The sequence below is a fragment of the Cupriavidus sp. 05T41 genome (genome assembly GCF_056396525.1).
Map to the genome: position 1 here is coordinate 43,980 of NZ_JBFTLQ010000006.1, position 14,055 is coordinate 58,034.

General features: G+C 68.4%; 11 protein-coding genes. 7 read left to right on the forward strand and 4 right to left on the reverse strand.

The features are described 5' to 3' along the window. Positions 1-20: 20 nt before the first annotated feature. Positions 21-1,061: an alpha/beta fold hydrolase gene (locus AC1DKV_RS05390; protein WP_441613871.1), complete on the reverse strand. Its 1,041-nt coding sequence runs from the start codon at positions 1,059-1,061 to the stop codon at positions 21-23. Between the two features lie 95 nt (positions 1,062-1,156). Next, positions 1,157-2,491: an acetamidase/formamidase family protein gene (locus AC1DKV_RS05395; protein ID WP_441613872.1), complete on the reverse strand. Its 1,335-nt coding sequence runs from the start codon at positions 2,489-2,491 to the stop codon at positions 1,157-1,159. Positions 2,492-3,099: 608 nt separating this feature from the next. Between AC1DKV_RS05395 and AC1DKV_RS05400 the strand changes: the two genes are divergently transcribed. The 7 genes from AC1DKV_RS05400 to AC1DKV_RS05430 all read left to right on the forward strand — a co-directional run bounded on the left by AC1DKV_RS05400 (position 3,100) and on the right by AC1DKV_RS05430 (position 10,678). Then, complete coding sequence (locus AC1DKV_RS05400) at positions 3,100-4,359, forward strand: MFS transporter (RefSeq protein WP_441649773.1); 1,260 nt, start codon at positions 3,100-3,102, stop codon at positions 4,357-4,359. Between the two features lie 122 nt (positions 4,360-4,481). Then, complete coding sequence (locus tag AC1DKV_RS05405; RefSeq protein WP_441613874.1) at positions 4,482-5,330, forward strand: dihydroorotate dehydrogenase electron transfer subunit; 849 nt, start codon at positions 4,482-4,484, stop codon at positions 5,328-5,330. Beyond that, the gene (locus AC1DKV_RS05410; RefSeq protein WP_441649774.1) at positions 5,323-6,273 is read left to right on the forward strand and encodes a dihydroorotate dehydrogenase; all 951 of its coding nucleotides are present in this window, start codon (positions 5,323-5,325) and stop codon (positions 6,271-6,273) included. Before AC1DKV_RS05405 ends, AC1DKV_RS05410 begins: the two co-directional genes overlap by 8 nt. Positions 6,274-6,303: 30 nt before the next feature. Further along, positions 6,304-7,557 carry a Zn-dependent hydrolase gene (locus AC1DKV_RS05415; RefSeq protein ID WP_441649775.1) on the forward strand — a complete coding sequence of 418 codons (1,254 nt, stop codon included), beginning with the start codon at positions 6,304-6,306 and terminating at the stop codon, positions 7,555-7,557. A gap of 37 nt (positions 7,558-7,594) precedes the next feature. After that, positions 7,595-8,683 (forward strand): dihydroorotase, encoded by a 1,089-nt coding sequence (pyrC, locus tag AC1DKV_RS05420; protein WP_441649776.1) that lies wholly within the window; start codon positions 7,595-7,597, stop codon positions 8,681-8,683. An 18-nt stretch (positions 8,684-8,701) separates the two neighbouring features. Beyond that, positions 8,702-9,388 (forward strand): orotate phosphoribosyltransferase, encoded by a 687-nt coding sequence (locus AC1DKV_RS05425; RefSeq protein WP_441649777.1) that lies wholly within the window; start codon positions 8,702-8,704, stop codon positions 9,386-9,388. 225 nt (positions 9,389-9,613) lie between these two features. After that, the gene (locus tag AC1DKV_RS05430; RefSeq protein WP_441649778.1) at positions 9,614-10,678 is read left to right on the forward strand and encodes a porin; all 1,065 of its coding nucleotides are present in this window, start codon (positions 9,614-9,616) and stop codon (positions 10,676-10,678) included. A gap of 46 nt (positions 10,679-10,724) precedes the next feature. Here AC1DKV_RS05430 and AC1DKV_RS05435 read toward each other — a convergent pair whose 3' ends face one another. Beyond that, complete coding sequence (locus AC1DKV_RS05435; RefSeq protein ID WP_441649779.1) at positions 10,725-12,806, reverse strand: 3-hydroxyacyl-CoA dehydrogenase NAD-binding domain-containing protein; 2,082 nt, start codon at positions 12,804-12,806, stop codon at positions 10,725-10,727. Positions 12,807-12,844: 38 nt separating this feature from the next. Beyond that, positions 12,845-14,047 (reverse strand): acetyl-CoA C-acyltransferase, encoded by a 1,203-nt coding sequence (locus tag AC1DKV_RS05440; protein ID WP_441649780.1) that lies wholly within the window; start codon positions 14,045-14,047, stop codon positions 12,845-12,847. Positions 14,048-14,055: the final 8 nt, after the last annotated feature.

Here is a 14,055-nt window from a genome sequence, read left to right on the forward strand (position 1 = left end):
CCGCGGCCCCCTTGCCGGGCTCAGCGGGCAATGCCGGCAAGCTCCAGCGCCGCGGCAGCATACGCTTGGGGCGCTTCCTCCGGAAGGTTGTGCCCTGCGTTGTCCACCACGCGATGCGAGCGCGGCCCGCTGAACCTCGCGGCGGACGATTTGCCATCGGTCGCGGGGAAATTCCCGTCGGCCTTTCCGTCCAGCGTAATGGCCGGGACCGTGATGACGGGCTGGGCGGCAAGTCGCTTCTCCGTCGCTTCGTATGCCGGGAATCCCGGGGCAAGACCCAGGCGGTGACGGTAGGAATGAATCACCACGTCGACGTAGTCCGGGTTGTCGAACACGCTCGCCGCACGATCCAGCGTGGCGTCGTCGAACTGCCAGCTCGGCGAGTTCCGCTTCCAGATGACCCTGGCGATTTCACGCCTGTTGGCCGCCAGGCCCGCCCTTCCCCTTTCGGTCTGGAAGTAGTACTGGTACCACAGCCCGGATTCGATCTGCGGGGGGATGGGCAATGTCGATCTGGCGATGTCTTGTATCAGGTAGCTGTTGACCGAAACCAGCCCGGCGCATCGCTCGGGCCAGAGCGCGGCGGCGACGCATGCCGCGCGGCCGCCCCAGTCGAAGCCGGCAAGGACCGCGCGCGGCATGCGCAATGCGTCCATCAGCGCGATCACGTCGGTGCCGATCGCGCCCTGCTGGCCCGACCGGGGCGTGGCGGCATCGAGGAACCGGGTCGGTCCATGTCCGCGCAGATGCGGCACGATCACCCGGCATCCACGGCTGGCAAGCATCGGTGCGACCTCGATGAAGCTGTAGACGCTGTACGGGTAGCCATGCAGCAGCACGACGGGCGGTCCGTCGGCCGGCCCGGATTCGTGGTAGCCGATGTTGAGGACCCCGGCGTCGATGTGCTTGAGCGGTCCAAGCTGCTGCATCGCCGCGGCGTTTCCGGGATCGGCCTGGGCCTTGGCGGCAAATGCCAGTTGCGGCAGGGCGACGCTTGCGGCAGCGCTTGCGGCGGCGCCCTTCAAGAGCAGGCGACGCCGTTCGTTGACAGTGGTAGGCATGAAAATCCTTTCCCTGACGGGCAAGTAGGTGGCTGGGAGCGATGCCGGCCGGCAAGGTTCGCGCGCCGGCCGGTCTTCCTGGCGCGGCTTGCGCCTTATGGCAGCTGGTACTTTTCGCGCACCAGGTGGCCGATCCCCATGCGGTCCAGGGTGTCCAGCGGGCACAGGAACGTGACGCGGACGGTGCCGGGCAGGCGGCTGATCTCGATGGAGCCGTTGATGGTGGCGCGGTTGAGTACCTCTTCATAGGGTAGGCCCGTAACGGCCGCGGCGCGGCGCAGACCGTTCTCGGTGGCGGCGTTGAGGTTCACGCCGCTGCCGATAAAGGTGATCGGGCCGTTTTGTTCGATTTCGCCTTGTCCCCAGCGCGCGCCAAGTTCACGCACCCGCTGGCGCTGCTCGGCGCTCATCGGCCGGGCCATGGGGGGCAGGTCGTCGATGTTCTGCAGCAGGATCGGCCCGTCGAGCGTGAGGTGCTTGATGACCTCCACCGTCAGTTCCGTTTCGCCGGACACGTCGGTGGCGTGGCCGGCGATCTCGCCGTTGCCCTGCTGGGCATGCATGTCGCCCATGTACACGCCGGCTCCCGGCACCTTGACCGGGCAGATCAGGATGCAGCCCTCGCGCACCGAATTGGTGTCCATGTGGCCGTCAGTCTTGGCCGCGTGCAACTCCTCCTGGGTCATGCCGTACCGGTGCGGCGCACCCACCAGGTACTGGCCGAAATCGGCGCAATTGTGCGAGTCCGGCAAGTCGCGTGCCGGCGTGGTGCCGATATTGCCGAGGAACGGGCGCATATGCGCCGCCACGCCAGGGATGTCGGCGCGTGCCAGCGACAGGATCGAGTGCTGGGCTGCCAGCGAGGGCAGTGCGGACATCTCCGCCGCATTGCCCGCCAGGCGGTTGGCCACTTCCTGGCTGACGGTGAGGCTGACCTGATTTTCCTGGTCCAGCACGATCACGTAGCCATGGCTGAACCGGAAGGCGCTCACCTCGGCCCCGCAGTGATTGCAGCGGATCGCCTCCTCGCCAATGCCCTCGACGTGGCTGGCCGGGTGTTCGGTACCGCATGCGGCGCAGAATTTGGCAACGAAGGGGTCACCGTGATAGCGGCCTTCGACAAAGCGCATGACGCCCGAGGAGGTGGCCACCGAGGTGACGCGCATGCGTTGAATCTTCAGCGCGACGGCGTCGCCGATCTCGGCGCCGGCGATCGCGACCGGTTGCGTCACTTCGTGCCCGCCCTGGAACGACGGCGTGATCATCGGCCCCCAGCAGCCTGGCGGGGTACCGGTAACCAGGGTGCCGCCATCGGCCAGCGGCCCCAGCATTGGCTGGCTGGGTCCGATCAGTCCGCTGGTGTAGGTCTCGACGCGAAGCCACTGCTGGGCCGGCTGTGCGGCGTGCGCGTCATGCTGGGTGGTCGTCATTTTCTCTCTCCATGTCCGCATCGCGTGCGGCGTTCTGAAACCCGGGGGGCCGTCACGGCATTTCAGCGTCCGCGTGTATCCGGCCTGTTTCAGCAAGGAGCCGGAAATGCGGTGTTTCTTGTCGGCGGGCGGCCTGGATACACAGCGGTACAAAGCAATGTGCAGCCGCACGCTGGCGCGCGGGGTGCTTCCGGGACGGCCCGTGCACCCGGCAGGCCCGGAGCGCGCGGGTGCCCCGGCCCCTGCTTCGTGACGGTGGGGCATGCCCAAGTGACCTTGCTGGTGTTTGTCTCAGTAATTGGACGGACAGCAACCATCATGTGGCCGACGTCCTGCGGGGTGTCAGTTTCCCCCATCTCCGGAGATACCCTAGGCACGCAAAAACCCCTTGCAAAGCCAAAGTCCGAGTCGTAATCTAAAAAAAGAGATAGGCATGCAGATGCGGCCCGATAGCAGTCACTCCGATGCTTCGGGCAAATTTTCGGCGATATTGTCTAAAAAATGAGATCAACTCAAAGACGGTGACCGGCGCCACACCCGCCGGCCGTCAGACCCAAACCAGGCGGCAGTGTCGCCAGACCAGCATGACAACAGCAGGAGCAACCCACATGGAAGCAAACGCAAAAGCGCCGGCATCGCCCGCCGAGGCGCTCTCCACCCGATCCGCACGGCCCGGGCGCACCTCGTCCTACGCCTGGAAGGCGCTGGCGGGCTCGGCCATCGGCTATGCCATGGACGGGTTCGACCTGCTGATCCTCGGCTTCATGCTGCCGGCCATCAGCGTTGCGCTGAGCCTGAGCACGGGGCAGTCCGGCGCGCTGGTGACATGGACGCTGATCGGCGCGGTGGCGGGCGGGATCATCTTCGGCGCCCTGAGCGACCGCTACGGCCGGGTACGCGTGCTGACCTGGACCATCGTGCTGTTCGCGGTCTTCACCGGGCTGTGCGCGTTCGCGCAGGGTTTCTGGGATTTGCTGGTGTACCGCACGATCGCGGGCATCGGCCTGGGCGGCGAGTTCGGCATCGGCATGGCGCTGGCCGCCGAGGCGTGGCCGGCCAGCAAGCGGGCGCGGGTGTCGTCGTATGTGGCGCTGGGCTGGCAGGCGGGCGTGCTGATGGCTTCGCTGCTCACGCCGTTGCTGCTGCCGCATATCGGCTGGCGCGGCATGTTCCTGCTGGGCGTGGTGCCGGCGCTGGTGGCCTGGTTCGTGCGCAACCGGCTGCATGAGCCCGAGGTGTTCGTGCGCAGCGCGGAGAAGAAGAAGGTCAACGCCTTCCGGCTGCTGGTGGCCGATGCGCGCACCACGCGCACCAGCCTCGGCATCGTGATCCTCTGCGCCGTGCAGAACTTCGGCTACTACGGGATCATGATCTGGCTGCCCACCTACCTGTCGCGGGCGCTGGGCTTCTCGCTGACCAAGTCGGCAATGTGGACCTCGGTGACGATCGTGGGAATGATGGTGGGTGTCTATGTCTTCGGGCACCTGGCGGACCGCATCGGCCGCAAGCCCACCTTCCTGATCTTCCAGGCCGGCGCGGTGGCGATGGTGCTGGCCTATGCGCGCATGTCGGACCCGGTGACGATGCTGTGGGCCGGCGCCGTGATGGGCATGTTCGTCAACGGCATGATCGGCGGCTACGGCGCGCTGATCTCCGAAGCCTATCCCACCGCGGCGCGCGCCACCGCGCAGAACGTGCTCTTCAATATCGGCCGGGCCGTGGGTGGATTCGGGCCCATCGTGGTGGGCGCGCTCGCCGCGACGTACTCCTTCCAGGTCGCCATCGCGCTGCTGGCCAGCATCTATGTGCTGGACATGATCGCCACCTTCTTCCTTATTCCCGAGCTCAAGGGCGTGGAGCTGGAATAGCCGGGACCGCATCGCCCGAACCGAATCGCCCGAGCCACATCGCCCGAGCCACATCGCCCGAACCACATCGCCGGACCGGATCACGGCCGCCGCCGGCAGGCATCAAACAGACAGGAGTCACCATGTCACCATCCCTGTGCGGCGCGGACAGCGCCGCGACGGTCGCGTCGTACCGCTGCCGCGTCGTCGAGCATTACTGGGTCAACCGGCGCTACAAGTACATCCGGCTCGAAGCCGATGCGCCGATCGCCCGCATCACGCGCCCCGGACAGTTCTACCAGCTCAAGTGCCCGGTCAGCGACGAAGCGCAGCCCTTCCTGCTGCGGCCGATGAGCGTGTACGGCGCCGGCCCGGAAGACGGCCGCATCGAGTTCCTCTACAACGTCACCGGGCTGGGCACGCGGGCCATGGCAAGCCTGCCGGCCGACGGCCATATGGATATCGTCGGCCCGCTCGGCAATACCTTCGCCTTCGAGCCCGCGTACCGGCGCATCCTGGTGGTGGCGCGCGGCGTGGGCCTGGCCACCATGGCGCCGCTGGTGCGGCAGGCCGCCGAGGCGGGCGTGGCGATCACCGCGGTGATGTCCGCGCGCACCCGCGACGACCTGATGGACAGTGAGTTCCTGCGCGGCGCCGACGCACAGGTGCACGGCGTGTTCGACGAGGACGGTTCGTCCGCGGTGGAGGCGGTTGAGGGTTTGCTGCGCCGCCTGATCGACGAGCAGCGGCCCGATGCGCTCTACACCTGCGGCTCGCACCGCCTGCTGATGCTGCTGCAGCGCGTGCTGGCGGACTACCCGCAGGTGCGCGGCGAGGTCGCCATGGAGCAGCGCATGGCCTGCGGCATGGGCGTTTGCCTGTCCTGCGTGCGGATGTTCGACTGCGACGGCGACAAGCAATTCCTGCGGGTTTGCCGCGAAGGCCCCGTATTTTCCATTCGCGAAGTGGTAGGGGAGGTGGAGTTTGGCTGATCTATCCGTCCGGGTTGGCGATCTGACGCTGCGCAACCCCATCATGCCCGCCTCCGGCTGCTTCGCGATCGAGTACCGCGAGGCGCTGGACTTCAACCAGCTCGGCGCACTGGTGATCAAGAGCGTCTCGCCCAAGGCGCGCGCCGGCAATCCCACGCCGCGCGTGGCCGAAACCCACGGCGGCATGCTGAACTCCATCGGCATCCCGAGCAAGGGGCTGGACTACTACCGCGCGCACGTGCTGCCGCCCTACACGCGGTACGACACGCCGGTGGTGGTGTCGATCTCCGCCGATACGGCCGAGGAGTTCGCGCTGGCATGCGAGGCAATGTCATTGCCCGAAGTGGCGGTGATCGAAGCCAATATCTCATGCCCCAACCTCGAGGCCGACGGCATGGCCTTCGCCATGCTGCCGGAGACCACCTACAAGGCGGTGGCGGCGATCCGCCGGCGCACGCGCCATCCGTTCTGGGTCAAGCTCACGCCCAACGCCTCCAATATCGCGGCGGTGGCGCGCGCGGCGGAAGACGCGGGTGCCGATGCCATCGTCATGGGCAATACCGTGCTCGGCATGGCCATCGACGTGCACACGCGCAAGCCCAGGCTCGGCAATGTCATGGGCGGCCTGTCCGGGCCGGCCATCAAGCCCATCGCGCTGCGGCTGGTGCACCAGTGCTACCGCGCGGTGCGCATCCCGGTGATCGGCTGCGGCGGCATCCAGAGCGCGCACGACGCGGTGGAGTTCATGCTCGCGGGCGCCTCCGCGGTGCAGGTCGGTACCGCCTCGTTCCGCGACCCCGGCGTCATGCAGAAGATCGTCGACGGCCTGCATGCGTACTGCGACGAGACCGGCACCCCGGCGCTGCGCGACCTCACCGGGCAGGTCAGGCTGGACCGCCAGCTGAGCGACCGCTGGCTGCGCTTCGCCCAGCAATCGGGCTGAGCGCCCGCACCGCATCAATGGACATCTGTCATGGATATTGAGGAACTCAAGCCGCTCGCGCAGATGCTGTTCGACGACATCCGCGCGCTGTCGTCAGACGGCGTCGGCGTGACGCGCGACAGCTACGGCGCGGGCGAGACCGCGGCGGCCGACTACCTGCGCGCTTTCGCGCAGCGCGAGGGCCTGCACGTGGAGGCCGACGGCGCCGCCAACCTCGTGTTCCGCCTTGGCGGCGCGGCCAGCGACACCCCCGCCGCCTGGGTCGGGTCGCACCTGGACTCGGTGCCGCAAGGCGGCAACTTCGACGGCATGGCCGGCATCGTGGCCGGGCTGCTGTGCCTGGTCGCGCAGCAGCGCGCGGGCCGCGCGTCGCCCGTGCCACTCAACGTGATCGGCTTTCGTGGCGAGGAAAGCGCGTGGTTCGGCAAGGCCTACATGGGTTCCGGCGCCGCGCTCGGCAAGCTGTCGGCCGACGATCTCGCGCTGCGCCACCGCCAGCACGGCCGCACCATGGCCGAGTGCATGGCCGCGCTCGGCGCCGACATGGAAGCGATCCGCGCGCAGCAGCCGCTGTTCGACCGCGCCCGTGCGCGCGCCTACCTGGAGCTGCATATCGAGCAGGGCCCGGTGATGGTGGCGCGCGGCCTGCCGCTGGCGGTGGTGCCCGGCATCCGCGGCAATGTGCGCCACAACCGCATCGCCTGCCTCGGCGAGGCCGGGCATTCCGGCGCCGTGCCGCGCTGGCTGCGCAAGGACGCCATGTTCGCCGTGGCCGAGCTGATCGTGCGCCTGGACGAACACTGGCGCGTGCTGCTCGAGCGCGGCATCGACCTGGTGGTGACCACCGGCGTGGTCACCACCAGCCCGGAGGCGCATTCGGTCTCGCGCATCCCGGGCACGGTGAGCTTCAGCTTCGAGGCGCGCAGCAAGAGCGTGGAGACGCTGGAAGGCTTCTACCAGCTGATGCGCACGGAGTGCAAGGCCATCTCGCGCGACCGCGGCGTGCGCTTCGATTTCGACCGCCGCGTGGATTCCGCGCCGGCGACGATGGATGCGGGCCTGTCCGAGTTGCTGGCGCAGCAGTGCCGCGCGCAGGGCACGCCGTTCGAGATGGTCGCCAGCGGAGCAGGGCACGATGCGTCCCTGTTCGCCAATGCCGGCATCCCGACCGGCATGCTGTTCATCCGCAACGAGCACGGCTCGCACAACCCGGACGAGGCCATGGACCTGGACGACTTCATGCTCGGCGTGGGGGTGCTGGCAGGCACCATCGCCCGCCTCTGACGCGCCACGCCCCGCACACCGGAAGGAGACCCCCGAGATGATCCCGAACCCCCGCCGCCTGACCATCCGCCGCCCGGACGACTGGCACCTGCACCTGCGCGACGGCGACACGCTGCGCGCGGTGCTGCCCTATACGGCGCGGCAGTTTGCGCGCGCCATCGTCATGCCAAACCTGGAGCGGCCCGTGACCACGGTGGACGCGGCCCATGCCTACCGCGAGCGCATCGTGGCCGCGCTGCCGGCCGGCGCGCGCTTCACGCCGCTGATGACCTGCTACCTCTGCGACGCCACCGACCCCGCCGAGCTGCGGCGCGGCTACGCAGAAGGCGTGTTCGCCGCGGCCAAGCTGTATCCCGCGGGTGCCACCACGCACTCGGAACATGGCGTGACCGGGATCGCCCGCGTGGCCGGGGTGCTCGCCGCCATGCAGGAGATCGGCATGCCGCTGCTGGTCCATGGCGAAAGCACCGATCCCGCCGTGGATGTGTTCGACCGCGAAGCCGTGTTTATCGAACAGACGCTCAAGCCGCTGCTGCAGCGCTTTCCCCGCCTCAAGGTGGTGCTCGAGCACATCACCACGGCGCAGGCCGCCGAGTTCGTCGGCCGCGACGGCAGCGGGCGGCTGGCTGCCACCATCACCCCGCAGCACCTGATGTACAGCCGCAATGCGATGTTCGCGGGCGGGCTCCGGCCGCACTTGTATTGCCTGCCCGTGCTCAAGCGCGAGCGGCACCGGCTGGCCCTGCGGCGCGCCGCCACATCGGGCTCGCCGGCCTTCTTCCTCGGCACGGACTCGGCCCCGCATGTGCGCGCCGCCAAGGAGGCGGCGTGCGGCTGCGCCGGCATCTTCAGCGCGCCGGTGGCGCTCGAAGCCTATCTCGGCGTGTTCGGCGAGGAGGGCGCGCTTGACCGTTTCGAGGCCTTCGCCAGCGAGAACGGCAGCCGCTTCTACGGCCTGGCGCCGAACGAGGGCAGCATCACCTTCGTGCGCGAGCCCGGCCGTGCGCCGGAATCAATTGCCTTGCCGGACGGCGGAGCGATCCGGCCCTTCCTGGCGGGCGAAACACTGCAATGGCGGCTGGCGGATGCCGGCCAACCCGGCAAGCCGGAAGCCCGATCCCGGTAGCAAGCAATGGAGCAAGCCATGTCTGAACTACGAACCCGTCTCGGGCTCGCGGCCACCGTCGGCCAGGCCCTGCTGGAGGCCGGCTGCGTGAAGTTCCGCACCGACGAGCCGTTCCGGCTGCCGTCGGGCTGGGCCAGCCCGGTCTATATCGATTGCCGCCGGCTGATCGCCTTTCCGCGCCTGCGGCGCGAACTGGTGGCGCGCGGCCTGGCAATGCTGCGGGACCGCCATTGCCTGGAGGGCATCGACGCCGTCGCCGGCGCGGAATCCAGCGGCATTGCCTTCGCCGCCTGGGTGGCCGACACGCTGGACCTGCCCTTGCTGTACGTGCGCAAGGAAGCCAGGGGCCTCGGCCCGGCTTCGCAGGTCGAGGGCTTGCTGGCCGCGGGCGACCGCGTGCTGCTGGTCGACGACATGATGGCGGCGGCCCGCTCCAAGCGCATCTTCTGCGCGGCGCTTGGCGCCGCCGGCGCCACCGTGAAGGACATCTTCGTGCTGTTCGACTACGGCACCTTCCCCACCGCACAGGCGCTCGCGCCATGGCAGGTGACGGTGCATGCGCTCGCGGACTGGCGCGACATCCTCGATGCCGCGCAGGCCTCAGGGCATGTCGGCCAGCGCAGCCTCGACGAGCTGCGCCGCTTCCTCGACGACCCCGTGCGCTGGTCGCAGGACCACGGCGGCATCGGCACGCTGCCGACCTAGCCCGCGCCTTTCGCCCGCAGAGCAATCATCCGGCCGCCCGCCACAGCAGGCAGGCGGCGGGGCCCCCTTTTGCCGTCAGCCGGCGGGCAGGGCACTGGCAACGCCGGCGGCCAGGCAAGCCAGGACAACAAGCAAGAGCCACAAGCAAGAGACACACAAGAGCCACACGCAAAGACAACAACGACGAGGAGGAAACACATGCGGAAGATCGCGAAGAGAACGTCAATGGCCAGGAGCAAGGCAGCGCTGCTGCTGTTCGGCACGCTCTGCGTGGCCGGCACAGGGCACGCGCAGTCCGGCGTCACGCTCTACGGGCAGGTGGACAGCTTTGTCGGCAGCACCCGCGCCGCCGGCGGCGACCGCGCCTACGTGCTCGGCGCCGGCGGCATGCAGACTTCGTACTGGGGCATGCGCGGCAGCGAGGAACTCGGTGGCGGCCTCAAGGCGATCTTCGATCTCAACGGCTTCCTGCGCGTCGATGCGGGCAAGTCGGGCCGCTCCGATACCGATCCGATGTTCACGCGCAACGCCTTCGCAGGCCTGCAGAGCAACAGCTATGGCACGCTCAAGCTGGGCCGCAACACCACGCCGTACTTTCTCTCCACCATCCTGTTCAACCCGCTGGTGGACTCGTACAACTTCGCGCCGTCGATCTTCCAGACCTACAAGACGGCGGGCAGCGGCGCGCTCTATGATCCCGGCATCATCGGAGACTCCGGCTGGAGCAACTCGGTGGTCTACTCCACCCCGGTGCTGGCCGGGCTGACGGTCAACCTGATCTATGCCTTCGGCGAGCAGCCCGGCAGCGGCGGCCAGAACAAGTGGGGCGGCAACGTCCTGTACTTCAACGGGCCGTTCGCGGCGACGGTGGCGTTCCAGCAGGCGAAGTTCAACGGCGCGCCGGGCGATGTCACCGCGCCGGCGGCGCTGGCCGGCTTCGGCAGGCAAAATGCGGTGCAGGGCGGGCTGAGCTACGATTTCAAGGTGGTCAAGCTGTTCGCGCAGGGCCAGTACATCAAGACCGGCGTCGACAGCGCCAGCGGCGATATCCGGCACGCCAACGGGCAGCTCGGCGCGTCGGTCCCGCTCGGCGCCGGCAGCATGCTGGTGTCGTATGCCTACGCCAGGACCAGCAGCAACGCGGGCGAATTCCGCCGCAACACGGCCGGGCTGGCGTATGACTACAACCTGTCGAGGCGCACCGACGTGTACGCCGCGTACTTCTATGACCGGCTGACGGCGCAAGCGCACGCGGACACCCTCGGGGTGGGCTTGCGCCACCGGTTCTGAACGCGAACGGTGGGGAGGCCGGCCGCAGCCGGCTTACCTCAGGTCGTCATTTCAGGTCGCGGAACGACTTGCCCTGCGCCACCAGGTCTTCGAGCAGCCTGGCGGGCTTGAAATCCGCACCGAAGCTGGCCTCGAAGCGCTTCATGGCCGCCAGCACCTTGTCCAGCCCGATGGTGTCGGCATAGCACATCGGGCCACCGCGATAGACCGGCCAGCCATAGCCGTTCACCCACACCACGTCGATGTCGGAGGCGCGGATGGCCTTGCCTTCCTGCAGGATCTTGGCGCCTTCATTGATCATCGGGTAGATGCAGCGCTCCAGGATCTCCTGCCGGGACACCTCGCGGCTGGTCTTGCCCTGCTGCGCGGCGAAGGCGCGGATGATCTGCTCGACCTTGGGCGAGGGCACGGCGTTGCGCTTCTCGTCGTAGTCGTAGTAGCCGGCGCCGGTCTTCTGGCCGCGCCGGTCCATCTCGCACAGGATCTCGCGCAGCGTGGAGCTGCTCGATGCCTCGCGGCTCCAGCCCAGGTCCAGGCCGGCCAGGTCGCTCATGGCGAACGGGCCCATCGGGAAACCGAAGTCGTAGAGCACGCGGTCCACATCCCACGGCAGCGCGCCTTCCAGCACCAGTTTCTGTGCCTCGCGCTGGCGCTGGGCCAGCATGCGGTTGCCGACAAAGCCCGGGCATACGCCCACCAGCGCGGCGACCTTGCCGATCTTGCGGGCAAGCTCCATCGCGGTGCGGATGACGGGCTTGGCCGTCTTCTCCCCGCGCACGACCTCGAGCAGCTTCATCACGTTGGCGGGTGAGAAGAAGTGCAGGCCGATCACGCTCTCGGGGCGCGCGGTGGCGCCGGCGATCTCGTTGACGTCCAGCGCCGACGTGTTCGTCGCCAGGATGGCTCCCTGCTTTGCGATCTTGTCGAGCTTGCCGAAGATGTTCTTCTTCACCTCCATGTTCTCGAACACGGCTTCGATGATGAGGTCGGCGTCGGCGAGCTGGCCAAGGTCCAGCGACGGCGTCAGCAGCGCCATGCGCTTGTCGACGTCGGTGGCGGTGATGCGGCCTTTCTTCGCGGTGTTGTCGTAGTTGGCGCGGATGGTGCGCAGGCCGCGGTCCAGTGCTTCCTGCGCGGTTTCCACGATGGTGACGGGGTAGCCGGCGTTGAGGAAGTTCATGGCGATGCCGCCGCCCATGGTGCCCGCGCCGATGATGCCGATCTTCCTGACCGGGATCAGCGGCGTGTCGGCCGGCACGTCAGGCAGGTTCCATACCTGGCGCGAGGCGAAGAAATAGTAGCGCTGCGCAGCCGATTGGGTGCCGCCCATCAACTCCAGGAAGAGCTTGCGCTCCACCTTCATGCCTTCTTCGAACGGCAGGTTGACCGCCGCCTCGATGCAGCGGATGTTGTACTCGGGCGCGTCGAAGCCGCGGAAGCGGCGCGCATTGGCCTTGCGGAATTCGGCGAACAGCTCCGGCTGGCCGCGCGCGGCCTGCACCTTCTCGTCGAGGTCGCGCACCTTGCGCAGCGCACGCCCCTCGGCGATCACGCGGCGGGTGAAGGCGATGGCGTCCTGGCGCAGCGTGGCGTCGTCGGTCACCAGGTCGAACAGGCCCATTTCGGCCGCCTCGGCCGCGCCGATGTGCGCGCCGGAGGTCACCATCTCGAGCGCCTTGGCGGCGCCCACGATGCGCGGCAGGCGCTGCGTGCCGCCCGCGCCGGGCAGCAGCCCGAGGTTGACTTCGGGCAGGCCGCACTTTGCGGTCCTGGCCGCCACGCGATAGTGGCACACCAGCGCCGTTTCGAGCCCGCCACCCAGGGCGGTGCCGTGAATGGCGGCCACGACGGGCTTGGGCGCGTCCTCGATGGCGGCCTGCACCTCGGCGAGCGCCGGGCCCGACGGCGGCTTGCCGAACTCGGTGATGTCGGCGCCGGCGATAAAGGTCTTGCCCGCACAGATCAGCACGATGCCCTTGACCGCGGAGTTGGCCACGGCCTGCGCGATGCCGTCGCGCAGCCCCGCGCGCACCGCCGCCGACAGGGCGTTGACGGGGGGCGAGTCGAGCGTGAGGATGGCGATCTCGCCTTCGATGGCGAGATCGGCTACGGCGTTGATGGCTGTCATGAGGGTTGGCTCCCGGAAAGTGGCTCGGAAAATCGGCTTCAGAAAATTTCGAACAGGCCCGCGGCACCCATGCCGCCGCCAATGCACATCGTCACCACGCCGAACTTCGCGCCGCGGCGCTTGCCCTCGATCAGCAGGTGGCCCGCCATGCGCGCGCCCGACATGCCATAGGGATGGCCGATGGAGATCGCGCCGCCGGAGACGTTCAGGCGTTCGTCGGGAATGCCCAGCGTGTCGCGGCAATGCAGGACCTGGCTGGCGAAGGCTTCATTGAGTTCCCACAGGCCGATGTCGCTCACTGAGAGGCCATGCTGCTTGAGCAGCCTGGGGATGGCGAAGACCGGGCCGATGCCCATCTCGTCCGGGTCGCAGCCGGCCACGGCCATGCCGCGGTAGGCGCCCAGCGGCTGCAGGCCACGGCGTTCGGCCTCCTTTGCCTCCATCAGCACCATGGCGGAGGCGCCGTCGGAAAGCTGCGAGGCATTGCCGGCGGTGATGAAGGCGCCCTGGGCCACGCGCTGGCCGTTCTTGAAGACCGGCTTGAGCGCCTGCAGGTCCGCCAGGGTGGTGCCCGGGCGGTTGCCCTCGTCCTTGCGCAGGGTGAGCTGTTTCTCGCTGACCGCGCCGCTTTCCTTGTCGGTCACCAGCATGGTGGCGCTCATCGGCGCGATCTCGGTATCGAAGCGGCCGGCTTCCTGCGCGGCGGCGGTACGCTGCTGCGATTGCAGGGCGTAGGCATCCTGCGCCTCGCGCGAGACGCCATAGCGCGCGGCCACGATCTCGGCCGTTTCCAGCATGGTCATGTAGATCTGCGGCAGCATCTGCACCAGTTGCGGGTCGGCGGCGCGGTAGCGGTTGATCTTGTCGTTCTGCACCAGCGAGATCGACTCCAGCCCGCCGCCCACGGCGACCTGCATGCCGTCCACGATGATCTGCTTGGCGGCCGTGGCGATGGCCATCAGGCCGGAGGCGCACTGGCGGTCCAGCGACATGCCGGGCACCGTCACCGGCAGGCCGGCGCGCAGCAGCGCCTGGCGCGCCACGTTGCCGCCGCTGCTGCCCTGCTGCACGGCGCAGCCGAGGATCACGTCGGCGATCTCGGCGGGGTCGATGCCGGCGCGCTGCACCGCATGCGAGATGGCATGCGCGCCCAGTTCCTGCGCCTGGGTGTTGTTGAACGCGCCGCGATGGGCCTTGCCGATCGGGGTGCGCGCGGTGGATACGATGACGGCTTCACGCATGGGTGGTC